General features: G+C 39.9%; 22 protein-coding genes. 12 read left to right on the top strand and 10 right to left on the bottom strand.

The window, feature by feature from the left end:
• Position 1: 1 nt before the first annotated feature.
• From BM015_RS10395 to BM015_RS10380, 4 genes are all read right to left on the bottom strand, one after another.
• Positions 2 to 1411 carry an efflux transporter outer membrane subunit gene (locus tag BM015_RS10395; protein WP_090658029.1) on the bottom strand — a complete coding sequence of 470 codons (1410 nt, stop codon included), beginning with the start codon at positions 1409 to 1411 and terminating at the stop codon, positions 2 to 4.
• Positions 1412 to 1425: 14 nt separating this feature from the next.
• Complete coding sequence (locus BM015_RS10390) at positions 1426 to 4572, bottom strand: efflux RND transporter permease subunit (protein ID WP_090658027.1); 3147 nt, start codon at positions 4570 to 4572, stop codon at positions 1426 to 1428.
• 147 nt (positions 4573 to 4719) lie between these two features.
• Positions 4720 to 5913, bottom strand: coding sequence for an efflux RND transporter periplasmic adaptor subunit (locus tag BM015_RS10385; protein WP_090658211.1), 1194 nt, complete (start codon positions 5911 to 5913; stop codon positions 4720 to 4722).
• Positions 5914 to 6148: 235 nt separating this feature from the next.
• A complete protein-coding gene (locus tag BM015_RS10380; RefSeq protein ID WP_090658026.1) occupies positions 6149 to 7006 on the bottom strand; it encodes a helix-turn-helix domain-containing protein in 858 nt (285 codons plus the stop codon).
• Between the two features lie 203 nt (positions 7007 to 7209).
• Here BM015_RS10380 and fabG point away from each other — a divergent pair, with 203 nt between their 5' ends.
• The 4 genes from fabG (at position 7210) to BM015_RS10355 (ending at position 10736) form a co-directional block, all read left to right on the top strand.
• Positions 7210 to 7959 (top strand): 3-oxoacyl-[acyl-carrier-protein] reductase, encoded by a 750-nt coding sequence (fabG, locus tag BM015_RS10375; RefSeq protein WP_090658024.1) that lies wholly within the window; start codon positions 7210 to 7212, stop codon positions 7957 to 7959.
• 197 nt (positions 7960 to 8156) lie between these two features.
• Complete coding sequence (locus tag BM015_RS10365) at positions 8157 to 8450, top strand: hypothetical protein (RefSeq protein ID WP_090658020.1); 294 nt, start codon at positions 8157 to 8159, stop codon at positions 8448 to 8450.
• A gap of 75 nt (positions 8451 to 8525) precedes the next feature.
• Positions 8526 to 10094, top strand: a complete 1569-nt coding sequence (locus BM015_RS10360) for a SulP family inorganic anion transporter (protein ID WP_090658018.1) — start codon at positions 8526 to 8528, stop codon at positions 10092 to 10094.
• Positions 10095 to 10100: 6 nt separating this feature from the next.
• Positions 10101 to 10736, top strand: coding sequence for a carbonic anhydrase (locus BM015_RS10355; RefSeq protein ID WP_090658016.1), 636 nt, complete (start codon positions 10101 to 10103; stop codon positions 10734 to 10736).
• 3 nt (positions 10737 to 10739) lie between these two features.
• Here the strand turns inward: BM015_RS10355 and msrB are convergent, their stop codons facing one another.
• Positions 10740 to 11231 (bottom strand): peptide-methionine (R)-S-oxide reductase MsrB, encoded by a 492-nt coding sequence (gene msrB, locus BM015_RS10350; RefSeq protein ID WP_090658014.1) that lies wholly within the window; start codon positions 11229 to 11231, stop codon positions 10740 to 10742.
• Between the two features lie 183 nt (positions 11232 to 11414).
• Here msrB and BM015_RS10345 point away from each other — a divergent pair, with 183 nt between their 5' ends.
• Positions 11415 to 11990: an adenylate kinase gene (locus BM015_RS10345; RefSeq protein ID WP_090658011.1), complete on the top strand. Its 576-nt coding sequence runs from the start codon at positions 11415 to 11417 to the stop codon at positions 11988 to 11990.
• A gap of 51 nt (positions 11991 to 12041) precedes the next feature.
• Here BM015_RS10345 and BM015_RS10340 read toward each other — a convergent pair whose 3' ends face one another.
• Positions 12042 to 12848, bottom strand: a complete 807-nt coding sequence (locus BM015_RS10340) for an SDR family oxidoreductase (protein ID WP_090658009.1) — start codon at positions 12846 to 12848, stop codon at positions 12042 to 12044.
• 51 nt (positions 12849 to 12899) lie between these two features.
• Complete coding sequence (locus tag BM015_RS10335) at positions 12900 to 13904, bottom strand: aldo/keto reductase (protein ID WP_090658007.1); 1005 nt, start codon at positions 13902 to 13904, stop codon at positions 12900 to 12902.
• Between the two features lie 131 nt (positions 13905 to 14035).
• Here BM015_RS10335 and BM015_RS21565 point away from each other — a divergent pair, with 131 nt between their 5' ends.
• Together BM015_RS21565 and BM015_RS10330 are read left to right on the top strand one after the other, a co-directional pair.
• Positions 14036 to 14173 (top strand): hypothetical protein, encoded by a 138-nt coding sequence (locus BM015_RS21565; RefSeq protein ID WP_177191876.1) that lies wholly within the window; start codon positions 14036 to 14038, stop codon positions 14171 to 14173.
• A gap of 5 nt (positions 14174 to 14178) precedes the next feature.
• On the top strand, positions 14179 to 14502 hold the full coding sequence (locus BM015_RS10330) for a cupin domain-containing protein (RefSeq protein WP_090658005.1): 324 nt from the start codon (positions 14179 to 14181) through the stop codon (positions 14500 to 14502).
• A gap of 3 nt (positions 14503 to 14505) precedes the next feature.
• Here the strand turns inward: BM015_RS10330 and BM015_RS10325 are convergent, their stop codons facing one another.
• Positions 14506 to 14979 carry an SgcJ/EcaC family oxidoreductase gene (locus BM015_RS10325; RefSeq protein WP_090658003.1) on the bottom strand — a complete coding sequence of 158 codons (474 nt, stop codon included), beginning with the start codon at positions 14977 to 14979 and terminating at the stop codon, positions 14506 to 14508.
• A gap of 187 nt (positions 14980 to 15166) precedes the next feature.
• Between BM015_RS10325 and BM015_RS10320 the strand changes: the two genes are divergently transcribed.
• Positions 15167 to 15955 (top strand): SDR family oxidoreductase, encoded by a 789-nt coding sequence (locus BM015_RS10320; RefSeq protein WP_090658001.1) that lies wholly within the window; start codon positions 15167 to 15169, stop codon positions 15953 to 15955.
• Between the two features lie 98 nt (positions 15956 to 16053).
• Here BM015_RS10320 and BM015_RS10315 read toward each other — a convergent pair whose 3' ends face one another.
• On the bottom strand, positions 16054 to 16818 hold the full coding sequence (locus BM015_RS10315; RefSeq protein ID WP_090658209.1) for an SDR family oxidoreductase: 765 nt from the start codon (positions 16816 to 16818) through the stop codon (positions 16054 to 16056).
• A gap of 93 nt (positions 16819 to 16911) precedes the next feature.
• On the bottom strand, positions 16912 to 17853 hold the full coding sequence (locus BM015_RS10310) for a helix-turn-helix domain-containing protein (protein WP_090657999.1): 942 nt from the start codon (positions 17851 to 17853) through the stop codon (positions 16912 to 16914).
• Positions 17854 to 18045: 192 nt separating this feature from the next.
• On the opposite strand from BM015_RS10310, the gene BM015_RS10305 reads away from it, so the two are divergent.
• From BM015_RS10305 to BM015_RS10290, 4 genes are all read left to right on the top strand, one after another.
• Entirely contained in the window at positions 18046 to 19302 is a 1257-nt protein-coding gene (locus BM015_RS10305; RefSeq protein ID WP_143075819.1) for a hypothetical protein, read from the top strand.
• A 243-nt stretch (positions 19303 to 19545) separates the two neighbouring features.
• Positions 19546 to 22005 (top strand): ABC transporter permease, encoded by a 2460-nt coding sequence (locus BM015_RS10300; RefSeq protein ID WP_090657995.1) that lies wholly within the window; start codon positions 19546 to 19548, stop codon positions 22003 to 22005.
• 60 nt (positions 22006 to 22065) lie between these two features.
• Positions 22066 to 24495 (top strand): ABC transporter permease, encoded by a 2430-nt coding sequence (locus BM015_RS10295; RefSeq protein ID WP_090657993.1) that lies wholly within the window; start codon positions 22066 to 22068, stop codon positions 24493 to 24495.
• Between the two features lie 91 nt (positions 24496 to 24586).
• On the top strand, positions 24587 to 25798 hold the full coding sequence (locus BM015_RS10290; protein WP_090657991.1) for a hypothetical protein: 1212 nt from the start codon (positions 24587 to 24589) through the stop codon (positions 25796 to 25798).
• Positions 25799 to 25843 lie beyond the last annotated feature (45 nt).

The raw sequence follows: 25843 nt of genomic DNA, 5'->3' as shown, positions 1-25843 counted from the left end.
GCTATTTCCATCCCCCGCCTAATGCACGGTATAATTCCACTGCGGCTGATAAGCGCTGGCGTTGTATATCTGCCAGCGTCAGCTCTGCTGAAAGCGAGTTGCTTTGCGCAGTAAGCACTTCAAGGTAATCTGCCAGGCCGCTTCTGAACAGCAACGTAGCATTACCAATTGCCTTGTGCAGTGTATCAACCCTGTTGGAAGAAATTTGCTGTTGCGCTTTTAACTTATCTAATTGCACCAATGCATTCACCACCTCGCCGCCGGCTTTTAAAACTGTTTGACGAAATGTTATTACAGCTTCATCTCTGTGTATGGCAGATACCTCATATTTTGTTTTAAGATTTCTGTGCTGCAATACAGGCTGGGCAATGCTGGCGCCCGCAGAAAAAAAGAGCGATGCAGGTATGGAAAACCATGCATTGCTTTTAAAAGCATTCAATCCGCCGCTTGCTGTAATATTTAAAGAGGGATACATGGATGCTTTGGCTACGCCCACGTTTGCATTGGCTTTCATCAATTCCATTTCACTTTGCCGCACATCGGGCCTTCGGCTTAATAATGCAGCAGGCAACCCTGTTGAAAGATCATCCCACACATACATGGAATTGATATCAGCATTCCTCGAAATTTTTGCAGGCAGTTTTCCCGATAAAATCTTAATAGCATTTTCCTGTATAGCAACCTGCTGTTCAAGCTGCGGTATTAAAAGCGCCGCTGTTTGCTTTTGCACCTCTGTTTGCTGAACGGCAAGTTCTGTTACCTGCCCTGCAGCTTTTTGCAATTGCATCATCCGCACAAGAGAATCGGTTAATGCAAGATTTTTTTGCGCAATGGCAAGCTGTTCATCCAGCATTAAAAGATTATAATAACCCGTTGCAATTTCGGCAACCAGTGTTGTCCTCACAGTTTTAGCGCCTTCATAAGAAGCAAGATAATCTGCCAGGGCTGCCTCTTTCTGCAACTTTATTTTTCCCCAGGAATAAACATCCCAGGATACGGCTGCGTTTAATGTGTAATCTTCAACATGGTTTTGCCCGATAAAACTTTCAAGGTTTTTACCATTCAAGCTATTGTTTGAAGGATTGGTGGTAAGTGCGGTTGCTGCAACATCAACAGAAGGAACATAATTCATTTTAGCCTGCTTTATATATGCCTCTGTTTCTTCAATATGCTTAACAGCAAGCTGCAAATCATAACTGTTGCTTAGAGCCGTATCAATTAAATCAATCAATGTTGGATCTTTAAAAAAGGTTCTCCATTCCATTGCTGCTATGCCTGAATCTGAAGCAGTAACGCTATCCTGAAAAGTTTCAGGCAACTGCACTGTCGGGCGCTGGTATTCTTTCCCAACAGTACAGGCGCTTATAAAAAATATAAATAGAAGTTTATACAAATGATTTATTCGTTGCATTGCTTGTTTTTTTATTATTCACTTAATGCAGGCGCTGCTTTTTTTGACGCACTGCTTACTTTTTCCTGCAGGTATTGGAATATGACATATAAAACAGGGATGATGAATACGCCAAATACAACACCGGTAAGCATTCCGCCCACTGCGCCGGTGCCAATAGAGCGATTGCCCAAAGCCGATGCACCCGTTGCCCAAACCAATGGTAATAACCCAACTATAAAAGCAAGGGATGTCATTAATATAGGGCGAAGGCGAAGCTGCGATGCCTGGAGCGCTGCATCAATGATAGATGCGCCCTGTCTTCGCCGCTGCACGGCATATTCAACAATAAGTATCGCATTTTTAGATAATAACCCCACGAGCATTATCAATCCAACCTGTACATAAATATTGCTTTCAATACCGGCAAATTTTATAAATGCATATACGCCTAAAATACCGGCAGGAATGGTAAAGATCACGGCCAGCGGAAGGATATAACTTTCATATTGCGCCGACAAAATGAAGTAAACAAACAGTATGCTCAGCAAAAACACGATGGCTGTTTGATTGCCCGTGGCTATTTCTTCCCTGGTCATGCCTGTCCATTCATAAGAATATCCTTTGGGCAATGATTGTTTGGCTGTTTCTTCAATTGCTTTAATGGCATCGCCTGTGCTGTATCCCGGCTTGGGCGCACCGTTTATATTTACAGCATTATAAAGATTATTGCGTGTAATGGTTTCAGGGCCGTAAACACGTTTCAGTTTTACAAGTGTGTTCACGGGAACCATTTCATTATTGTTGTTCTTTACAAAAATGTTATTGAGCGATGATGCGTCTTCACGGTACTGAACATCGGCCTGCGCCATCACGCGATAATATTTTCCAAAGCGGTTAAAGTCTGATACAAAACTGCTTCCGTAATAAACCTGTAATGTTTGCAGCAGGTCGCTCACATTTACCCCAAGCTGTTTTGTTTTTTCATTATCAACTTCAATCTGGAACTGCGGATTACCCACTGAAAAAGTGGTAAACGCCGCTGCTATTTCGGGCCGCTGCATTAAAGCGCCGATAAATGAGTATGCTGTTTTACCAAGATCATCAAGCGAATGATTGCCCCTGTCCTGCAGCATAAATTCAAAACCGCTTACATTACCAAAACCCTGAATCGTGGGAAATGTAAAAAAGAAAGTATTTACATCTTTTACAGCGCTTACATCCATCATCATGGAATTGGTAAGCTGGTCTATACTTTTTACTTCACCTCTTTCTTTATAAGGTTTTAACCTCACAAATCCTGCTGCATAAGGAGATGCATTGGCATTTGAAATAAAGTTTAAACCATCAACGGTGTATTTTTTATAAACAGATGAGTAGTGTTTTAAAATACTGTCGATTTTTACTGTTGCCCTATGTGTCCTGTCGAGCGAACTTCCGGGAGGTGCATTTACTGCATATAAAATAAAGCCCTGGTCTTCTGTTGGTATAAAGCCTGTTGGTGTTTGCCGTATAAGAAATATGGTTGTAATTGTTATTACAATCAATCCGCCAGCAGCCACCCATTTTCTTTTTAATAAAAATGATATACTGCTTTTGTAACGATTTGTCATTACAGAAAAACCTGCGTTGAAAGCCTGGAAGAACCGGCTGGCAAAACCTTTCTTTTTATTGCCGCTTCCTTCTTCTTCATTCTTTAAAAACAATGCACATAATGCGGGGCTTAGCGTTAATGCATTAACTGCCGAGATAAGAATGGCGATTGCCAGCGTAAACGCAAATTGCCTGTAAAAAACACCGGCAGGGCCCTGCATAAATCCAACAGGAATAAATACTGCAGCCATTACCAATGTAATAGAAACAATGGCGCCCGATATTTCATTCATAGATTGAATAGTGGCCGCCCTGGCAGGCAGTTTTGTTTGTTCCATTTTTGTATGCACAGCTTCGGTTACCACAATGGCGTCATCTACCACAATGCCAATTGCAAGCACTAATGCAAACAGGGTAAGCAGGTTAATGGTAAAGCCAAAAAGCTGCATGAAAAAGAAGGTGCCTATAACAGCTACCGGCACAGCGATTGCTGGTATAAGTGTGGAACGAAAATCCTGAAGGAATATAAACACAACGATGAATACAAGTATGAAGGCAATAACCAATGTTTCCCTCACCTGCCCGATAGATGCATCAAGAAACTCCTTTGAATTATACATGATGGTTGTTTCAACGCCTTCAGGCAGCGATGATGAGAATTCTTTGATCTGTTTTTCAGCTTCGGTAAGAATATCATTGGCATTTGAACCGGCTGTTTGAAATATAGCAAAGCCTGAAGTGGGGCCGTCATTCAAACGGCTGCTTGATGAATAAGTGAATGAGCCAAATTCAACGCGGGCCACATCTCTTAATCTTATAAAAGAACCGTCTGCATTAGCTTTAATAATGATGTTCTCATAATCTTCATTCTTATTAAGCTTGCCTTTATATTTCAATACATATTCAAATGTTTGCGTGCTGCTTTCACCAAAGCGCCCCGGCGCTGCTTCAAGGTTTTGATCACGTATGGCATTGGTAACATCCTGTGGCGTTAAATTGTTTGCTGTTAACCTATCCGGCTTCAGCCATATACGCATTGAATAATCCCTTGTTCCAAATACCTGCGCATCACCAACGCCCGGTATGCGCTGTATTTGCGGAATGAGGTTTATCTTGATATAATTCTGCAGAAAAGTTTCATCATAGGTGTTGTCTTTGCTTGACAAAGCAACGAACATGATGATGCTGTTTTGTTGTTTTTGTGTTGAAATGCCCGATTGAATTACTTCCTGCGGTATCTGGCTTACCGCTTTTGAAACACGGTTCTGCACATTCACAGATGCAATGTCAGGATCTGTTCCCTGCCTGAAATAAACTGTAAGTGTCATGCTTCCATCATTGCTTGAATTGGAAGTCATGTAAGTCATGTTTTCTACACCATTAATAGCCTGCTCTAACGGGGTGGCCACAGAACGTGCAACCACTTCAGCATTAGCGCCCGGATAAGATGCTGTTACTACAACGCTTGGCGGCGCTATGTCAGGAAAAAGCGTAATAGGCAGTGTGTATAAAGAAATACAGCCTAATAACAATAATATGATTGATACAACGGTTGATAAAACCGGGCGTTCAATAAATCGCTTTAACATCAGGAATAAAAGTTTTATTAGCTGATGAGATACACTCATCAGCCTTGCTAATTTTTTAAATGATTACTGAAAGAATTTGAAGCCGGTGAATAAAACTATATCCTGTCTAAAGCTTTATCCACGCTGTATTTCACCGGCTTTCAAATTTTATAAATTACTTATTGGCCTTGCTTTGAATAAGCTGTCTGTTGATACAGGTTGTGGATTAATAAGCATTCCATCCCGAAGGTTAGTTATTCCGGATAAAACAATTTTACTGTTGGATACAAGGCTGCTGTCAACAAAGTAATAGTTAGCTGTTTTGCCGGAAACATTGATGGGCGTGCCGGTAACCTTATTGCTGTCGCTTACTACATAAACAAATACTTTGTCCTGTATTTCGTAAGTGGCTTCCTGCGGTACCACCAATGCCGATGTATATAATTTTGGAATTCTTATTTTACCTGTATTGCCGGAACGTAAAACGCCGGATGCATTTGGAAAAGTTGCACGAAAACTTATTGAGCCCGTCGTTTCATCAAACTGCCCTTCTACTGTTTCTATTTTTCCTTTTAGCTTATATAAACTATCATTGGCCAACTGCAGTTCCACCGGCGGAACATGCTTTAATTTTTCTTCAATTGTATTGCCTTCAAACTGGTTTTTAAAAGCAATGAAATCAGCTTCACTCAAAGAAAAATAAGCATACACTTCACTTACATCTGATAATAAAGTAAGCGGCTCTGCAGAAGTTTTGCCAACAAGGGCGCCTGTTTTATACGGGATCTTTCCTATGTAACCACTAACCGGCGCTTTAATTAAAGTATAACCCACATTGATCTGTGCAGCGCTTACTATTGCTTTGTTTTGACTAATGGCAGCAACAGCGGCATCATAATTTGCCCTGGCTGTTTTTAACTGCACATCAGATATAACATTGTTATCAACGAGAGGTGTTAAACGGTCCAGCTCCACCTTCGCTCTTTGCAATGTTGCTTCAGCAGATTGCAAACTTGCTTTTGCATTATTAAGTTGCTCAATGTATGGCGCATCATTTATTTTAAATAATGGCTGGCCTTCTTTTACATAAGCGCCTTCATCCACATACATCTTTTGTAAATAGCCATCTACCTGCGGCCTTATTTCAACATTAACTTTCCCTTCTATTGAGGCAGGGAATAATTGATAAGTGGTAGCTGGCGCTGCCTTTACATCAATCACAGGCAATTGCGGCGGCGGCATAGCGCCGGTGCTGTTTTCTGCTGCAGATTCATTGCAACTGTATGTGATGCCTATAATTATTGCGCCTGCTATTAAAATAAACAGTTGACTTTGGACAATACCCTTTATTAGACGTATCATACGTTTAAATTTTAATTGTTTGTAATTGGTAAGAAAATCGCAAGAGTGCAACGCAATGTTGCATTGGTTTAACCGGTGCTGTCTTGCCTATTTGTTGTTATATAGCGAGTGTTTCAGGTTCAATGCTTATACAACAACAGTTCACTTTAAGCAATGAGGTTAACAATTTCATTTCGCAAAAGTAGAAAAGGTTATTGCGAAAACTATTTACTTAATCAAGGGAATTATTGCACTTTTAAAGGGAATTTCTTTGAAACAGTAAAGGTGTTTGCCCCGTATGTTTTTTAAAGAAGCGGTTGAAGTAAGCATCATCTTCAAAGTTCAGGTGTGCTGCAATTTGTTTTGCATTAAGCTCTCCCCAAAACAGTAAACGTTTGGCTTCGGTAATTCTTTTTTCATCAATAAGCTGCTTGGCTGTTTTGCCGGTTACCATTTTAATTGTATCATTCAAATGGCCTGGTGTAATGTAGATCATATCAGCATATTCAGCTACCTGTGTCTTGCTTAAAAAATGATCATCTACCAGCGTTCTGAACTGTTGTAATATTTTATTCTGTGATGAGTTCATCACTGCAAGTTTTGTTTTGCATGTGCCCAGTCTTGCTGCAGTAATTAAGAACGCATTTAAAAGGTTCCTGATCACTAAATCTTTTTGATGACGCAGCTCTGCAAACTCTTGTTGCATAAGGCTGGCATAGGTTTTCAGTTCATTAAAGTCTTTATTATTGATTACGGGTATCACTATCTGGCTGAACATGCATTCCCAGCAAGACAAGGTTGTTCTTACATCATTTAAAAGATAATCCTTGCTAAAAGCAATATGGATCATCTTGATATTTTTATGGCCTGTTAAATGGTCAACCTGCTCTGGTGATGAGAATAAAACAGCAGGCCCTTCCACTTCATATTTTCTGAAATCAACATTGCCGCTCATTTTCCCTTCAAGCAACAGCGCCACTTTATAACCAATGTTGCGGTGCGGAATTTTCATGCGTGAAGGAATGTTTTTATCATCTATTATTTTAATTACAAAATCAGCATCAGGCATGCATTCCTTCCAGCTCAATACAGGAATTGATGAAGTTGCGCTCATAACAAAAATTTTTAGCGAAACAAATTAAACCAACAAATTTAGCTAACAGAAGATATTTATTTGTGCGGTAAAACATATAAACTTTACAGTCATACATAAAACTTATTGTTCTATTTTAGTACATTGTTTTAATAACAATAAAATTTCCGGCTGTAAGAGTTAGTAGCTATCATTGCAGCTTATTTTTAAGTAAATAAAATATTATGGTGAAGGATAAAGTTTGCATTGTTACCGGCGCTGCCCGTGGAATTGGCGCAGCCATTGTAAAAAAATTAGCTGAAAACGGCGCCCAGGTTGCCTTTACATATATAAGCGACAGCAGCGCTGAAAAAGCTGCTGCCCTGGAAAATGAATTAAATAAAGACGGTATAAAAGTTAAGGGTTATAAAAGCAATGCTGCCGATTTTGCACAATGCGAAACTTTGGTGAATGATGTGTTGAAAGACTTTGGAAAGATTGATGTGTGCATAAATAATGCAGGTATCTCTAAAGATAATTTGCTGCTTCGCCTTGCACCGGATCAATGGAATGATGTAATAAACGTAAACCTCAACAGCGTTTATAATATGACCAAACAGGTTATTCGCCCAATGATAAAAGCAAGGTCTGGCAACATTATAAATATGAGTTCCATTATTGGTATTCGCGGCAATGCAGGCCAGGCAAGTTATGCAGCATCAAAAGCTGGCATTATTGGATTTACAAAATCGATAGCGCTTGAACTTGGCAGCCGCAATATCCGCTGCAATGCTATCGCACCGGGCTTTATTGAAACTGATATGACGCATTATTTAAAAGAAGGTACTGCCGCTGATAATTTTTTAAAAGACATTCCACTCGGCAGGTTTGGCAAAGCCGATGAAGTGGCAAACCTTGCCCTTTTTCTTGCCAGCGATATGAGCGCTTATATAACCGGCGAAGTTATAAGTATATGCGGCGGGTTAAGCATTTAGGAAGCTGTTTGAGCTAAAAGAATATTTTGTACATAGCGCTTTCCAGGTGTGAAAATTGATAAGAAATTTACAAAGCACCTCAATACTGTTTCATGGAATGAGCAATTTAAACAGCTTCCGGCAATTGTCTTTTTATTGTTAAGTTTCAGGTAGTTTTTTGGCTGTTTTCTCATTGTGTTTTTTATTTGCAGCTCCAAATGAAGGTTAGAAAAATCATAGCGGTTATATGTTTGGTTGTGCTTTGCACGCAGGTTATACCATTACGCCAGATAGGCGCTATGCTTTTTAATAACCAGATTACCGAAGAGCTTACACATAACTCAGATTACGGTAAAAGAATCAGCGGTGAAAAAGAAGCGCATCATTTCTTTCCTGTTTTAGACATAACCGCAAAAGAGCTTGCTGCTACCAATAACCTTAGTATTTATTCCCGCTCAGTTTTGGTTAAACTGCATATTGCAGAAGTGCCCACACCGCCTCCCAACATTTAGTATAAAGCATTATAACGATTGTTGCCGCCGGTATCATTGCCGTGCATTGTTATTATTTATACTAAATCAAGAAAAATGAAAAATATTTTCAAAAATTTTGGTGCTGATTTTTCAGCATCTGTTGTTGTGTTTTTAGTGGCATTGCCGTTGTGCTTAGGCATTGCCCTCGGTTCAGGAGCGCCCTTATTTTCCGGATTAATTGCCGGTATTGTGGGCGGTATTGTTGTAGGCAGTTTTAGTGGCTCGCAATTAAGCGTTAGCGGGCCGGCTGCGGGTTTAACGGCCATTGTTGCAGCAGGTATTTTAAAAGTTCCTGCCTTTGAAGCCTTCCTGCTTTCAGTAATCATTGCAGGTATTGTACAGATTATTTTAGGCTACATAAAAGCCGGCGTGTTTGGCGATTATATTCCCACAAACGTTATTAAAGGAATGCTTTCTGCCATAGGCATCATTCTTATCTTAAAACAAATACCGCATCTATTTGGCTACGATGCCGATTTTGAAGGAGACTATGCTTTTGCGCAGCAGGATTCAGAAAATACCTTTAGCGGAATATGGCATACCTTTTCAAAAATTACTCCGCTGGCAATTATTATTGGCGTTGTTGCATTAGGCATACAGATATTCTGGGATAAAGTATTGGTGAAAAAAGGAAAGATTTTCAAGCTTATTCCTGCGCCGCTTGTTGTGGTAGTTGCAGGTGTGCTTATGAATATGTTTTTATCAAATGGCAGCTCATTGCAGTTACGCGAAAACCAATTGGTGAATATTCCTTCAGCCGATGGTGTAGGTGAATTCTTTTCATTCTTTATGCTTCCTGATTTTAAATATTTAGGCATGCCTGAAATATGGATAACCGGCATTACCATTGCCATTGTTGCAAGCCTTGAAACTATGCTGAATATAGAAGCTTCTGATGAACTTGATCCTTATAAACGTGTAACGCCAAAAGACAGGGAGTTAAAAGCACAGGGCATAGGTAACCTCGTAAGTGGCCTGATTGGTGGTTTACCCGTAACATCTGTTGTGGTTAGAACTTCTGCCAATATAAATGGCGGCGGCAGAACAAAAGCAGCAACCATTATGCACGGAATTATGCTGCTGCTTGCAGTGGCTTTAATTCCTTTCTTAATAAATCTTATTCCATTATCTGCTTTGGCAGCGGTGCTTATTTATACCGGCTATAAGCTGGCAAAACCATCTTTATTTAAAGAAATGTACCGTGGCGGTTTTGATCAGTTTGTGCCTTTTGTGGTTACTATTACTGCAATCATTTTCACAGATCTTCTGATAGGAATAGTAATAGGCATTGGCGTAGGCCTGTTCTTTGTGTTGCGCAGCAACTTTAAAACGTCTTTCTTTGTTGTGCATGATGACAGCAAATACCTGTTCCGTTTGAGAAAAGATGTATCTTTCCTGAATAAGCCCCTGCTTAAAAACAAGTTGGAACAAGTGCCGGAGAACTCATCTGTATTAATTGATATTTCAAGAGCTGATTTTATTGATAAAGATGTGATAGAAGTAATCAATGATTTCTTACAGCATGCACCTCTTAAAAATATTAAGACACACGTTAAAAAAAGCCCGGCAAAAACAAGACATGCAAAATTGAAAAGCCATCAGTTAAACAATCAATTAAATTAATATAAAATGACACCTTACGAAAAGTTATTGCTGGAAAATAAAGGCTGGGCGCATGAAATGGTAGAAGAAGACCCGGATTATTTTAACCGCCTTTCAAAGCTGCAAACTCCTGAATTTTTATGGATAGGTTGCAGCGACAGCCGTGTGCCTGCCGATAAAATCACCGGTACGCAACCCGGCGAAATTTTTGTGCACCGCAATATTTCTAACCTGGTTATACATACCGACGTAAACCTGCTGAGTGTGCTGGATTATGCAGTAAACCATCTTAAAGTAAACCATGTAATTGTTTGCGGCCACTATGGTTGTGGCGGCGTTAAAGCAGCCATGAGCAATCACAATTACGATTTGGTGCTGAACATGTGGCTGAGGAATATTAAAGATGTTTACCGTTTATACCAGGAGGAGCTTGAAAGTATAGAAGATATGGAAGCCCGTACTGACCGGCTTGTTGAATTAAATGTGCAGGAGCAGGTAATGAAACTTGCCAAAACATCTATTATTCAGCGGGCATGGAAATATGGCAACCGGCCCGTATTGCATGGCTGGGTATATGGATTGAAAGACGGCATTATTAAATCGCTGTTTGATATGCAGCCCGGTGCAGAAATGGATGCTGTTTATAAATATGACGATTTATAGGAACTATTTTTTACCACCCTGTTTTTCCTGCTGCTTAAGGTCAAAGTTTGCTTCGGCGGCTTTGGCCTTTTCAAAATCAAGCACAACACCGTTTATGCAATAACGCAATCCTGTTGGCGCCGGGCCATCATCAAACACATGGCCTAAATGTGAGCCGCACCTTCCGCACATTACTTCTGTGCGCTGCATGCCATAACTGTTATCAGGCGCATATATAATAGAGCTTTTCGAGATGGGTTTATAGAAACTTGGCCAGCCACAACCGCTTTCAAATTTTGTATCACTTTCAAATAAAGCATTACCGCAAACAGCGCAGTAATATGTTCCGGTTTCTTTTGAAAGTTCATATTCGCTGCTCCACGGCTTTTCAGTGCCTTTATCCCTTGCAACGCGATATATTTCAGGAGATAATCTTTTCTTCCATTCATCATTACTCACAACAATTTTACCGGTGTCTGTATGTGAATAGTCGGGATTATTTGTATTATTATTCATAATGGTTTTTTGAATTGTTTGTACAAGATATGATAAATATCAACTGATGATAATAGCGCAAATATTATGCAGCTCATTATTAACTGCCAGTCCTGCTGATTAATTGTGCAGAAGGCTTTTGCGGTGGCAGGTGCTGATTTTTAACTACAAGCCTTTATATTTGCCACTTACCTTAGCAAGCAAATGTTTAATATAATTTTATTTGGCCCTCCGGGCAGCGGCAAAGGCACGCAGAGTACAAAACTGATTGGGAAATATGGATTAAAGCATCTTTCAACAGGAGATTTGCTGCGCAGTGAAATTGCACAGCAAACGCCGCTTGGCCTTGAAGCGAAAAATTTTATTGATAAAGGCCAGTTGGTGCCGGATGAAGTGGTTATTGGAATGATAAGCACAGCATTGGAAACAAACCCAGATGTGCCGGGCTTTTTATTTGATGGGTTTCCCCGTACCGCCACACAGGCAGAAGCGCTGGATAAATTATTGCAGCTTAAAAAAACATCCATTGCTGTAATGCTGGCTTTAGATGTTTCAGAAGAAGAGCTGGTAACACGTTTACTTAAGCGTGGTGAGAGCAGCGGCCGTTCTGATGATACAAATGAATCTGTTATCCGCAGCCGCATTGAAGAATATGAAACGAAAACCAGGGCTGTTGCCGATTATTATAACCAGTTTAGTAAAGTGGTGCATTTAAAAGGCGAAGGCAGCATTGATGAAATATTTAATTCTATTTGCGAAGAGATTGATAAACGCAAATAACTTTTTCTAAATAACCTTTGGAAAGTTTTGACCTTTCCAAAGGTTATCGCTTTAAATAAGATCGGTAAGCTTCAGTGTTATCGCTCTCAACTTTTCCCTAGCTTCTAAATCATAAGCCTGCGTATGCACTTTTGCTTCTTTTTTTATATTAAAATATTTCCCGGTAATATTTTTTAAGTCTTCAGAAGTAGCAAGATAAACTTCTGCATCAGCACCGCTTTGTGCTGTACCAAGTGGTTTAATGCCTGCATCATTTACCATATTCGTATCGAGATAAGTTCCTGGATGCAATGCATTCACAGTTACATTATCATCTTTCAACTGTTCTGCAAGATCAAAAGTGAACATAATTAATGCAAGCTTGCTTTGCGTATAAGCCGTAACGCCATCAAAATTTTTTGTAAGCATTACATCATCAAAATTAATAGCAGACTGGCCGGCAGAACTCACATTCACAATTCGTGAAGGCGCTGCTTTTTTAATGGCTGGAAGCAACAGGTTGGTTAATAAAAACGGGGCAAGATAATTTACAGTGAACCTTGTTTCCATGCCATCTTTACCATAACGCGGTGCTGCGAAACCGGCGCCTGCATTATTAATAAGAATATTAATGAAACTATGCTTTAATAAAACATCATCAGCCAGTTGTTTTACTTCAGCCAATGAAGAAAAATCTGCAACATAGCCTTCAATATGTTCGTTTCCGCTATCGTGTTTTATTGCTGCAATAACCTCATCAAGCTTTGCTTTATTTCTGCCATGCACAATCATTGTTGCTTCTTTATCTTTTGCCGCAAGCTCAATAGCCGCAAGCTTTCCAATGCCATCTGTTGCACCGGTTATAAATATCGTTTGCATGATTAAATGGTTGCAAACAGGCCCGGTTTTTTAAAACCAGGCCTGTTTAATTTAATGATTCACCAGTTTCATAGCGCCTTCGCTGTAACGTGCGCCTGTATCGGGATGTTTTTCTAAAACTGATTCTATTGCATCAAGATCATCCGCTGTTAAGCTTACATCAACAGCGCTGGCATTTTCCTCAAGGTATTTAATGCGCTTTGTGCCGGGAATCGGTATAATATCTTCGCCTTGCGCCAACACCCAGGCCAAAGCCAGTTGCGATGGTGTGCAGCCCTTTACACTGGCTATAGCCGCAAACTCATCCACCAGTTGCTGATTGTTTTGCCAGTGTGCATCATCAAAACGCGGCAGGCTTCTGCGAAAATCATCCTGCGCCAGTTTTGTTTTATCGGTAACGGTTGCCGTAACCAATCCTCTTGCCAGCGGTGAATAAGGCACCAGCGTTATTCCAAGTTCACGAATAGTGTTTAATATTTCACCTTCAATATCTCTTGTCAGTAAAGAATATTCACTTTGCAATGCAGCAATTGGATGCACTTTGTATGCTTTTCGGATGGATGATGCCGAAGCTTCTGATAAACCGAGATAACGTACTTTACCTTCTTTCACTAAAAGGGCCATTGCGCCAACCATATCTTCAACAGGAACATTGGGGTCAATGCGGTGTGCATAATACAAATCGATTGTATCAATCTTTAAACGCTTCAAACTTTTTTCAACAGCCTCTTTTACATATTCGGGGCGGCCGTCGAAATAAGTGCCGGGCGTGCCTGCAAACCCGCTTGCATTTTCTTTTACACGAAAGCCAAATTTAGTGGCTATAAAAACCTTATCGCGGTTTGGGGCAAGCACTTTGGAGATAAGCTCTTCATTATGCCCCTGGCCATACATATCAGCAGTGTCCCAAAAATTAATGCCGAGTTCCAGCGCTCTCTCCAATACTTTAATACTTTCTTCATCGTTCCTCGGGCCATAAGCAAAGCTCATGCCCATGCAGCCTAAGCCAATTGCGGAAAGCTTTTCTCCGGTGTTTGATAGTTGCCTGTATTTCATCTGTTTATTTTTATTTTTTAATTAAGCCAGATACCCGCCTGAAACGGCTCAGCCGGACAGGGAACGCCGAATAAACATTCCCTCCTGAATGTGGAATTTTTACATGGGCGTTTCATAGTTGATATTTTATAGTGCAAAATTATACAAGTACTGTACCGGTAATTGCAGACAAGAAACAATCTTACAAGGTGCATTCTTTATTTTTTAAAGATGAAGATGAAATGCTTTTTCTGCATGTGGGCATACTTCAGGATATTTACAGCAAATAAAAATTATGGCTTTTATTGATCTTGATTCGCTGAATGAAAAAGAAGTATTTCCCGGTTATAAAGGAAGGGCAATTCATACCGGCACCAACACTTATATGTATTGGAGGATTGATGCAGGCGCAGGTGTGCCTGAACACTCGCATGTGCATGAACAAACCGCGCATGTGCTGAAAGGAACATTTGAATTAACTATAGACGGCAAAACGGAATTACTTGAACCCGGCAAGGCCGCAGTAATTCCGCCAAACGTAAAACACAGTGGCCGCGCTATAACTTATTGCGAGTTGCTGGATGTTTTCTATCCTGAAAGGGAAGATTATAAATTCTGAAATTTATAGCGACGCTTTTGCATGAAAGCCATTTGCTGCAACGGTGTTTTTTAGATCGGGCGCAGGTACTGCAGGCAAATCCATATTATGCATAACGAGTATAAACCATTCTTCACCTTTCCGCTGCATCACCAGGCTCATTAAGCCCTTCCTGTCGGGCCATGGGTTACCCATGAAATTCATTGCACCGCTCATATTCCAGATTACATCAACTGCTGCAAGCGTTTCACTTAAAAACCTTATACCGGTTTTTAGAATTGAAATGCTGCTTGCTTTAAACATAGTGGAAAAAATAGGCACATGCTGTGCCTCAATAGCTGGCCTTCCCCGAAACTGCTGGCCAAAAACATTTGTGAAATCTGCATCTTCTGTAAATAGCTGTGCAAATGCTGCGGCATCATGTATATTCCAGGCAGCTTTAAATTTTTCAATCGATTTTAAGATGCCTTGTTCAGGTGTTTTCTTTTGACTATTCATAAGTTATTTCTTGATAAAATTTTATTGACAGCATAAAGATTGCGTGATATTTTTTTTGCCTACAACGAATATTGTATTGATTGAAGAAATGAAGACATGAGTTGATAAGCAATAGCAATGCTGCCTGCAATTTGTTATCGTTCAACAATACTTTACTTCCTTTGCAGCATTAATAAATTGCAACAAAATGAATCTTGACCTAACCGGAAAAACAGCGCTGGTGTGCGGGGCATCACAGGGACTTGGCTTTGCCTCTGCCGCGGAAATTGCATTGCTTGGCGCTAACATTATTGCCGTGAGCCGCAGTAAAGAAAAACTGCAGCAGGCCATACAAAGTTTCGATACGTCAAAAGGCCAGCAGCATCGTTTGCTTGCGCTTGATCTTTCCAATACAGAAGAAGTAAAGCAATCTGTTTCCAGCCTTCTTCAAACGGTTAATACTATTCATATCCTTGTAAATAATGCGGGTGGCCCGCCGCCGGGCCCAATGATTGATACGAATCCTGCCGAAATTGAAAAAGCGTTCCGCACACATGTTATCAGTAATCAAATAACGGCACAGCTTGTTATGCCGGGAATGAAGGCTGCAGGTTTTGGCCGCATTATTAATATCGTTTCAACATCTGTTAAACAGCCGATAAACGGCCTGGGCATTTCCAATCTTGTACGCGCTGCGGTTGCCAACTGGGCAAAAACGTTAGCCAATGAAATAGCTGGTTTTGGCATTACCATCAACAATGTTTTGCCTGGCTTTACCAATACGCAAAGATTGGATTCCATTTTAGGAAAGCAAGCCAGGGAACAAGGCATTAGTAAAGAAGATTTTATAAAAAAAACAGCAGCAGCAATTCCTGCAGGCCGTATTGGCGAGCCATTTGAATTTGGCGCTGCCGTTGCATTTTTATGTTCGCCTGCGGCATCCTATATTAATGGAATTAACCTGCCGGTTGATGGAGGAAGAACAGGTTGTTTGTAGAATGAACAAATTGTATCAATATAGGTTATAATGGCCATAGATGCACAGATAAATTGCACATCTATGGCTTAAAATAAACTCTTGCAACATTCATAAATTTACAGCATCATTCCACCCGAAACTTCAATGCGCTGGCCATTAATCCATCTTGCATCTTCTGTAGAAAGGAAAGCAACTACGCCGCCAATATCATCAGCTTCACCCACACGGCCCAAAGCTGTAAGGCTTGCTATGCGCTGATTTGTTTCCTTATTATCCCTTACATGGCCGCCGCCAAAGTCAGTGGCAATAGCGCCCGGAGCAACCACATTGACTGCTATTTTTCTCGGGCCTAATTCTACCGCGAGGTAGCGTGTAAGTGTTTCTATGGCGCTCTTCATGGAGGCATAAACAGAAGAACCGGGGAAAGAAAATCTTGCCAGCCCGGATGAAATGTTTATGATACGGCCGCCATCATTAATATAGGGCAGGGCTTTTTGCGTCAGAAAAAATACGCCCTTAAAATGAATATTCAGGGCAGCATCAAACTGCTCTTCTGTTGCTTCTGTGAAAGCGCCGTAAAAACCGGTTCCGGCATTGTTTACAAGAATGTCGAAATTCGGGCTTCCTGTTTCTTTATCCAGGTAAGTTGTTAGCTCTTTAATAAAGCCATCAAACAGTTTAATATTACTTGTATCTAATTGAAAGGCCGCTGCCTTCTGGCCGAGTGCCTGGATTTCTGCCACAACTTTATCGGCTTCTGTTTTATTGTTGTGGTAGGTAATTACAACATCAATACCTTTTTTGGCAATATTGATAGCCATATTTCTTCCAAGGCCACGGCTTCCGCCTGTAATTAAAGCCACTTTGTTTTTTGTGTTCATATTCATAGAATTTGTTACTGCAAAGTTGCTTTAAGTTAGAGAAAGGTTGTTTGCATGCATCAATCCAATGTTTGCAAAATTCAAATAATTATTTCACGAGCGGAATGACAAAGGTGCAAATGAAGTTTGCCTTTTAAAGAAATTGGAAAAGTGTGCTACTTCTTCAAAGCCCAGGCAATAAGCAATTTCAGATATGTTCCAGTCAGTTTGCTTTAATAAAATTTTTGCTTCCTGTATAATGCGGCTGCCTATAAAAGCAGTGGTTGTTTTGCCTGTGTTTTCCTTCAATGCTTTATTGAGATGATTTACATGAATGGCCAGCCTTTCAGCATAATCTTTTGCAGAGCGCAGCTTTAATTTTTGTTCAGGCGATTCAATAGGAAATTGCCGTTCCAGCAATTCAATAAACAAAGATGTAACACGGGCCGATGCATTAAAGCCGTGTTGCGCAATTACAGCAGGCTGCAGCTTCTGACCGTAATGTATAAGCTCCAGTACATAGTTGCGCAGCAGATCATATTTATAAGTATAATCAGATGCTATTTCCTTTTTCATTTTGTTGAATACCAATGTGATTTCATCTGCTTCTGCATCATTTAACAGAAATACAGGAAACCCTCCCGGCCTGAAAATGGGTAATTCATCAAGCTCTACGCCGCTTTTGTTTTTTATTAAAAATTCATCTGTGAATATGCAAAAGTTTCCATGCAGTTTCTTATCGAGCGGTATCCAGTAATAAGGCACTTTGGGCGTGGCAAATAACAACGCATTTTTTTCTATCTCAATAATCTTATCAGCATATTCTGCCCGGCTTTTGCCGCGAATAAGGCTTATTTTATAATAAGCCCTGCGGTTATAAGGCATCACCGCTTTTCGTTTCACCGATTCAATTGTTTCTGCAATATCAAAAATATTGAAGTGCCCTATTTCCTTATTAATGCCCGGTGGCAAAAGCTTATTGATATTTTTACCGGTAAACCTTGCAGCCTCTTTATAAAATTCTTCAAGTGATGTGCTTTTTATATTTTTTACCATAAAAGGGATATTGCAAAATTCAAATTTACAAAATGCAGGCTTATTGCCGGGCAGATAGTGTTGAAAGCGGTATAGATTATTTACCTGCGGAAAATGCCTTGAAAATTAAGGCATGAATATTTTTATAACACCTGCACAGCTGTTAACAACTTTAAGAAAATTACTGCAATGCGGTACTGTAGTTTCGCTTTCATGAAATATTGTTTTTTAATTGCTGCATTATTATTTTCTGCTGCTGTATCAGCGCAACCGCCTATGCCGGATGACATGGTATTCAGCAGGGTTACTACAAAAGACGCAAAGGCTGCCCGATACCGTTATCTTGCCGATACGGCAATAAAACAATATTTGCTGGATCCGCTGAATGATGATAATGAAGGCGAATGGAACGATGCTTTATGGGCAATGGAATTGCTTCAATATAAAGATGCTTTTACCAGGCAAAAGCTTGGAATTGCGTGGAACAAGGCCGCTCAGCTATCAGCTTATTTTCAAAAGAATTTACTGGAAACAACTTTCTCTTTATATAAAACAGAATTTAAAACGCAGGCATTACAATTAATGCAGCAAACAAAATCCACAGCTATTTTTATACGCTGTGCAGAATATGTTTTAAGGGCCGATTCAGTAAAAGGGAAACAGGTTGTGGCTGCATTAATTAAACAAAAGTTTCCTTATGATAACAGCATTGGAATGCGGTTATTAAAAAGCCGTATTTATGCCGGCAAACCGCAACAGCGGCCGCCGATGTATGATATTTTTGATAGCAGTTTTTTGCCCGGCAAAACCGTTATTTACAGCCTGCAGCGCAGCAACCGCGATTATGCAGGGCTGGTACTCATCCGCAAACCCGATGGAACATTTTTAAAGGACCCGGCAGGCGGTTTTTTTCACACATCGCAACTGGCGAGGGCTATAACAAATTATCCTTTTTATATAACCAATGGCAATACGCCGCAAGGCATCTTGCGTTTCAGTGGGTTTGATGTATCAAGGCTCTTATATATTGGCCCAACGCAAAACCTGCAATTACAGTTGCCATTTGAAATAACAGCCTCCTCTTTTTTTGCAGACAGTAATTATATTGATTCTTCATGGAGCCTGGGTTTATATGCTTCCTTATTGCCGGCATCGTGGAAAAACTATAATAATATATATGAAAGTTTTTATGCCGGGCAAATTGGAAGAAACGCGATTATTATGCATGGCACTACCATCGATCCCCAGTTTTATAAAGACCAAACTTATTATCCGCAAACGCCGTCACTGGGTTGTTTGTGCAGTTTTGAAGACTGGAATGAAGATGGTTACAGAACTGTAAGCAACCAGCAAAAAATTGTAAATGCAATTAACGATATCGGAATTGGCGAAGGCTATGTGGTAGTGATTGATATAGACGATAAAAGATCGAATGTAGATATAAGCGAAGTGCTGCCGCTGCTGAAATAGCAAAGCGAACAGCCTGTTGCTTTCGTAAAAGCGAAACAAGCCATTATTGATTTTTGGCTTTGCCAGTTCGTTCACCGCCGTACAAAAAGGTGTTCATTATCGAACACCTTTTTCAATTTAGTCAATCCTAAACTATTAAAAAACAATTTCTTATATGCTTGGCATTTACGTTGCAAACTTCACAGGCAGTTATTGCTATGCGTTATAGTAATAGAAAAGTTCTATAACCAAACCGGGTATCTCATGTTTAAAACTTACCTCAAAACGGCGTGGCGCAACGTAATGAAGAGCAAGATGTTTTCATTTATAAACATCATTGGTTTATCAGTAGGGCTTACCTGCTGTATAATGATAACGCTGTATATTTTAAATGAAACGAGTTATGACACTTATCAAAAAGATGCAGGTAATATTTACCAGGTTGGGAGTGAATTTATAGGCCTTGGAAATTTTAAAAAATTACCGAATACACCGGCTGCTTTGGGAGAAACCATGCAGAATGTTTTTCCTGAAATAGAGCAATCCACAAGAATTGCAAGGCTTTTTGGAGAAGATAAAACATTGCTGCAATACAACGAAGGTAGCGGCAGTGTAAAATCTTTTTATGAAACCAAAGGCTACCTCGCAGATTCAACTTTCTTCAGAATGTTTACTTACAATTTTGTTGAGGGGCAACCACAATCTGCATTAAATAATCCTAATACAGTTGTATTGTCTGAAGATGTTGCCAGGAAATTATTTGGCAGCCAGCCTGCATTAAATAAAGTGGTGCATATAAGCAGCAGCACTAACGGTGATCATGATTTTATGGTTACAGGTGTTTTTAAACCCATTAATAAACCTTCGCATATTGACGGCAGGTTTTTTATGAGCATGATGGGCGGCGCTATGGAAGAAAGAATAAAAAGCCAGGGCCCCAATCTTGCAACAAATAATTACTTCTTTACTTATCTTAAGCTAAAACCCGGTGCTAATGTTGCCAACCTTGAAGCTAAATTTCCCGCGTTTATTGAAAAATATGCAGGCAACGATTTAAAGGCTGTAGGTTTTTCAAAAAAGCAATTCCTCGTTCCGCTTAAACAAATTCATTTGAATGAAGATGTGAAGAACAATGTTACGCCGGGCGGCAGCGTAACGTATTTATACATTCTCGGTTCCATCGCATTGTTTACTTTATTAATTGCCTGCATTAATTTCATGAACCTTGCTACCGCGCAATCTGCCAAACGTTCAGCGGAAGTGGGCATAAGAAAAGTATTAGGCGCACAAAAAAAATTACTGGTAACGCAATTTCTTGGCGAAGCAGTTTTAATGAGCCTCACTGCTTTACTGCTTGCATTTGCATTTACAAAATTGTTATTGCCTTTGTTTAACCAGGTTTCCGGAAAGCAGCTCGCCTTGTCGTTTACAGATAATGCCGGCCTTATTGCCACATTTGCTGCATTAGCCATAATTACAGGATTGATAGCGGGCAGTTATCCTGCATTTTATTTATCTTCTTTCAACCCGGCAAGGGTTTTAAAAGGCAAGTTCTCCAATTCACTTTCTGCCATTACACTGCGTAAAACGCTGGTGGTTTTTCAGTTCATTATTTCTGTTGTATTGATTGTAGCTTCTGTTGTTATCAACAATCAAATGAAATTTCTTCGTTCTGCCGATCTTGGATTTGAACAAAACCAGCAGGTTGTAATTCCATTGCGCAGCGGCCATGCAAAAGAAATGTACGGCGCATTAAAAGACGAGCTGCTTAAACAATCATACGTAAGCAATGTTGGCGCATCATTGTATTATCCCGGCATTGCAAACGTTGCAGATAATATTTTCTTTAAAGATGGCCAGGATATGCAGCAGGGCAAGGATGTAAAGATGAATTATGTTGATACGCGTTTTCTTCAAACGCTCGGCATTAAACTGCTTGCCGGCAGAATGTTTTCAGATGATTATTATGCACAGGATACCACAACTGCTGCTGTTGTATTGAATGAAAGCTCTGTAAAGTCTTTAGGTTTTGCCAATGCGCAGCAAGCTGTTAATCAAAAACTGCATTCCACTTTTAATAACATTACTTATAATTTCAATATTGCTGGCGTGGTGAAAGATTTTCATTATGAAGACCTTCACCTGCCCATCGGCCCTTTCGGTTTTATGTTGAATATACCGCCACAGTTTAATTATGCCATTGTGCATATTAAATCAAATGATATGGCTGCGGCTTTAAAAGCTGTTCAAAATACCTGGCACAGCCTTAATGCCTCAGAACCTTTTGATTACAGTTTTCTTGACAAGGATTTCCAGGAAAATTATGATGCGGAAAATAAGCTGTCAGCCATTGTGGGCGACTTCACTATCATCGCCATTCTTATTTCATGCCTTGGTTTGTTTGGCCTTGCCACTTTCAGCGCCGAGCAACGCATAAAAGAAATTGGCGTGCGCAAAGTTTTAGGAGCAAGTGTATCCAGCATCGTTGCTTTGCTTTCAACAGATTTTTTAAAGCTTGTTAGCATTGCCATTATTATAGCATCGCCGCTGGCCTGGTTTATTATGAAGAAATGGCTGCAAAGTTTTGCTTACCGCACGCATATAAGCTGGACGGTATTTTTAATAACTGCATTGGTTGCGCTGCTTATAGCTTTATTAACCATCAGCGTACAGGCAATAAGGGCGGCCGTTGCTAACCCGGTGAAAAGTTTGAGAACGGAATGAGGCTGTCAACGGCCAATCGTAAATCAGGCATCAAAAAAACAAACATTAGAAATCAACCGTATGTTTAAAAATTATTTGTTAACCGCGTGGCGAAATATAAAAAAGAACAAAGGCTTTTTTGCGCTGAATTTTATTGGCCTTTACATAAGCGTGGTTGCATGCATATTGATTGGTTTGATCATTCTGCATGAAACAAGTTTTGATAAATCTGCAGGTAACGATACAAACATTTACCGCATTGTAAAAGCTGTAGAAAGGCCAACGGGCAAAACCTATAACCCTATCACACCATATCCGCTGGCAACAGCCTTGCGGGCTGCTATGCCGGATGAAAAACTTATTTCCCAAATTCATTTTCAAAGCAATGCGCCTGTTTTTTTTGATAACAAAAAATTACGGGAAACAAGTATTGTTTTTGCTGATTCTGTTTTTCCCAAACTGTTTCCTTTAACAGTACAACAAGGCGATATAAAAAGAGCGCTTACGGAACCGGGCTTTGCCATTCTTACGGAAGAAACGGCCCGTAAATTTTTTGGTAATGAAAACCCTGTAGGCAAGCGTATAAAAATTTTAAATCTTGTTGACCTGCAGGTGGCTGCTGTAATAGCAAATGCGCCTTCCAATACGCATTTACCGTATAATATGATTGTTTCTTACAAATCATTGCGGCCTGAATTTATTGGCGGGTTTCCAATAGATCAGTGGGGCTTAAGCGCTTCAGGATTTACGTATATAGCATTATCCGATAAAAATAAAGTAAGCCGGGTGCAGCGTGCACTTGCTGGCATTGCCAACGATCATCTTAACAAAGATAATGACGGCACCACCACTGCATTCAGCCTGCAGCCATTGCCTGATATTCATTTCAATCAATTGTATGCTAACAGCAACCCGTCTTATACCATTAACTATAGCTATTTGTATTTAATCGGTGCTATAGGCTTGTTCCTCATTTTATCAGCCTGTATTAATTATACAAACCTTTCAACGGCGCTTGCAATAAAAAAATCGAAAGAAGTTGGCGTGCGTAAAACCATGGGCGCAACGAGGCAGCATTTAATCAAACAATTCTTATCAGAAACTTTTTTGCTTACTGCTTTTGTATTTATTGTTGCTGCTTTATCTATTAATCTGTTCCTGCCGCCGCTAAATAAATTCTTCGATAAAAATATTCCGCTTAACTGGCTGCATATAAAGAGCGCTTTGTTTTTGGCAGGTTTATGGATTACGGTATCATTGCTGTCTGGTTTATATCCTGCATTTGTTTTATCAGGTTTCAATCCTATTACTGCTTTAAAGAATAAAACTATAACGCCAAAAACTTCTGTTGTTACATTAAGAAGAAGCCTTGTTGTGTTCCAGTTTTTAACGGCGCAGGTTTTAATTATCGGCGCTTTGGTGGTGGCAAAGCAAATGAATTTTATACAATCGCAACCGCTGGGTTTTATAACGAATAATGTGGTGGATATAAGCCTTCCGGAAAATAAGCCGCAACAACTGAAATTGCTGAAAGACAAGCTGGCCGCCATACCGGGCGTAAGCAACGTTAGCCTTTCGCTTGGTGCGCCAATAGCAGATAACAATGCATCTACGGGTTTTAATGTTAAAGAAAAATATGCTTCTGAAAAGATTGATGTGGAAGTAAAAGCTTCTGATAAAAATTATTTAAAAACCTATAACCTGCAACTGCTGGCAGGCCGCTGGATTGATGATACTGATGAGCACAATATTGATCTGTCAATTCCGGATTCCTTAAAGCATTATGCTTTTGTGTTGAATGAAAAAGCTGTAAAAGCGCTTGGTTTTGCTTCTCCTGAAAAGGCAATAGGCAAGTATGTAACTTTTGGCATGTACGATATAACAGCGCCGGTAGTTGGCGTGGTGAAAGATTATAATACAACATCGCTGCACGATGCCGTGGCGCCGGTAATAATGGTTGATTTTCCTTTCTTTTATTATAACGCCGGTATAAAATTAAGCAAAGGATATTCGGCTGCCACATTAGCCGCTATTGAAAAAGCCTGGACATCTGTATATCCCGATCAATTGTTTGAAACCAGTTTTTTAGATCAGCATATTGCTTCACTATATAAGAATGAAAAGCGCACACAGCATCTATTTAACCTGTTCACTTTCCTGTCTGTAGTCATTAATATACTTGGCCTTGTGGGCCTGCTGTCTTTTATGATAGAACAAAAGACTAAAGAAATTGGCATTCGCAAAGTGTTGGGCGCTTCGGTTAAAGACATATCATTCATATTATCCAAAGACTTTTTGAAACTTATTGTTGTAGCATTTTTTATTGCTGCACCAATAGCGTGGTTATTAATGAATAAATGGCTGCAGGATTTTGCTTACAGAACATCTATAAGCTGGTGGGTTTTTGCCGTAGCTGTCCTGGCCGCGCTTGTTGTAACATCTATTGCAGTTGGCTTTCAAACAATCAAAGCGGCTGTGGCCAACCCGGTAAAGAGTTTAAGAACGGAATGATGGGATGAGATAAGGATTCGTAAAAGTCTTAGCTCAAGGCTGATAGCTAACAGCTCACAACTGACAGCTCCAAAACAACAAAAATAAAATAATGAAAAAGATCATTTCAAGTTTACTGTTATGTTTTGCATTTGTTGCGCTGATACATGCGCAAAATAATGAGGTTTCTTACTCAAGACTAAACAACGTATTTAATTTAAAAGTAAAGAACAGCGCTGAAAAATTAACGCTCACTATTAAAGGCGATGTAAAGCTTGGCGATGATGATAAAAGCATTACGTCGATATCTGATGAAGGGTACATCTATTATCGCAAAAAAGGTCAGTCGCTTGAAGTGGAAGAAGATGGCAAAGGCAATCTTTTATATACGGTTAATGGTAATAAAAAATCAACGCTGACTGCAGAAGATAAAGCGCTTGTTGAAGACTGCGTGCAGTTGCTGATTGATTATGGTGTGGATGCCGATAACCGCGTACAAAGAATATTTGCTCAAAAAGGCACTTCTGGCGTATTGAGCGAAGTGGAGCGCTTCAAAAGTGATTATGTAAAAGAAATGTATCTCTCTTACCTGTTGAAAAATCAAAAGCTTTCAAAAGATGAAATGGTTACACTGCTTAATAAGGCCAATCAGTACCTCAGCAGCGATTATTATAAAGCTGAATTACTGGATGGTGTAATGGGCCCCTTTCTTGCCGATGAAGCTACATCCAATGCTTACCTGCAAACTGTAAACAGCATTTCTTCCGATTATTATCAAAGTGAAACAGTAAAAAAATTACTCAATACATCGCTTAATGAAAAACAATACCAGCAGGTAATGACCATTGTAAGTAATATGAAATCTGATTACTATCAGGCCGAAGTGGTAAAAAAACTATTAAGCAATAATGATATTTCTGATGCAAGGTTTGCAGGTCTTATGAAGATAGCAGGCAATATGGGCAGCGACTATTACAAATCTGAGATCATCAGCGCCCTGCTTAAAAATAAAACGCTTAATAAAGACCGTTATGATAAAACGATAGCTGCAGCACAAAACATAAAGAGCGATTATTATCAATACAGCATACTCTCTGGCCTGATAGACGAAAACATTACAGATGAAGCGGCATGGAGCAGCCTGATACAATACGCAGGAAAGATAGGTTCTGATTATTACCAGGCCCAGATGCTGATGAAGATTGCTGATAAAATGCCGGATAGCGAAACCTTAAGAAAACAAATTGGCGATGCTGCTAAAAATATAAAGTCTGATTATTATTATGGACAAGTAATGCGTTCACTCGGCAGGAGAGCGGCATGAGCCGGGATTTAAATGGGTTGAAGGATGCGCAGGAAAACATGAGCT

The sequence above is a fragment of the Parafilimonas terrae genome (genome assembly GCF_900115755.1).
GTDB classification, from domain to species: domain Bacteria; phylum Bacteroidota; class Bacteroidia; order Chitinophagales; family Chitinophagaceae; genus Parafilimonas; species Parafilimonas terrae.
This window is presented reverse-complemented; position numbering and strand designations above follow the sequence as displayed.

Coding starts and splice junctions, on each gene's coding strand:
- BM015_RS10360 (WP_090658018.1), top strand. CDS start 8,526: ATGAAAAATATTTTCAAAAATTTTGGTGCTGATTTTTCAGCATCTGTT.
- BM015_RS10395 (WP_090658029.1), bottom strand. CDS start 1,411: ATGCAACGAATAAATCATTTGTATAAACTTCTATTTATATTTTTTATA.
- fabG (WP_090658024.1), top strand. CDS start 7,210: ATGGTGAAGGATAAAGTTTGCATTGTTACCGGCGCTGCCCGTGGAATT.
- BM015_RS10380 (WP_090658026.1), bottom strand. CDS start 7,006: ATGAGCGCAACTTCATCAATTCCTGTATTGAGCTGGAAGGAATGCATG.
- BM015_RS10340 (WP_090658009.1), bottom strand. CDS start 12,848: ATGCAAACGATATTTATAACCGGTGCAACAGATGGCATTGGAAAGCTT.
- BM015_RS10330 (WP_090658005.1), top strand. CDS start 14,179: ATGGCTTTTATTGATCTTGATTCGCTGAATGAAAAAGAAGTATTTCCC.
- BM015_RS10325 (WP_090658003.1), bottom strand. CDS start 14,979: ATGAATAGTCAAAAGAAAACACCTGAACAAGGCATCTTAAAATCGATT.
- BM015_RS10355 (WP_090658016.1), top strand. CDS start 10,101: ATGACACCTTACGAAAAGTTATTGCTGGAAAATAAAGGCTGGGCGCAT.
- BM015_RS10315 (WP_090658209.1), bottom strand. CDS start 16,818: ATGAACACAAAAAACAAAGTGGCTTTAATTACAGGCGGAAGCCGTGGC.
- BM015_RS10385 (WP_090658211.1), bottom strand. CDS start 5,913: ATGATACGTCTAATAAAGGGTATTGTCCAAAGTCAACTGTTTATTTTA.
- msrB (WP_090658014.1), bottom strand. CDS start 11,231: ATGAATAATAATACAAATAATCCCGACTATTCACATACAGACACCGGT.
- BM015_RS10365 (WP_090658020.1), top strand. CDS start 8,157: ATGAAGGTTAGAAAAATCATAGCGGTTATATGTTTGGTTGTGCTTTGC.
- BM015_RS10305 (WP_143075819.1), top strand. CDS start 18,046: ATGAAATATTGTTTTTTAATTGCTGCATTATTATTTTCTGCTGCTGTA.
- BM015_RS10390 (WP_090658027.1), bottom strand. CDS start 4,572: ATGTTAAAGCGATTTATTGAACGCCCGGTTTTATCAACCGTTGTATCA.
- BM015_RS10345 (WP_090658011.1), top strand. CDS start 11,415: ATGTTTAATATAATTTTATTTGGCCCTCCGGGCAGCGGCAAAGGCACG.
- BM015_RS10290 (WP_090657991.1), top strand. CDS start 24,587: ATGAAAAAGATCATTTCAAGTTTACTGTTATGTTTTGCATTTGTTGCG.
- BM015_RS10300 (WP_090657995.1), top strand. CDS start 19,546: ATGTTTAAAACTTACCTCAAAACGGCGTGGCGCAACGTAATGAAGAGC.
- BM015_RS10295 (WP_090657993.1), top strand. CDS start 22,066: ATGTTTAAAAATTATTTGTTAACCGCGTGGCGAAATATAAAAAAGAAC.
- BM015_RS10335 (WP_090658007.1), bottom strand. CDS start 13,904: ATGAAATACAGGCAACTATCAAACACCGGAGAAAAGCTTTCCGCAATT.
- BM015_RS10310 (WP_090657999.1), bottom strand. CDS start 17,853: ATGGTAAAAAATATAAAAAGCACATCACTTGAAGAATTTTATAAAGAG.
- BM015_RS10320 (WP_090658001.1), top strand. CDS start 15,167: ATGAATCTTGACCTAACCGGAAAAACAGCGCTGGTGTGCGGGGCATCA.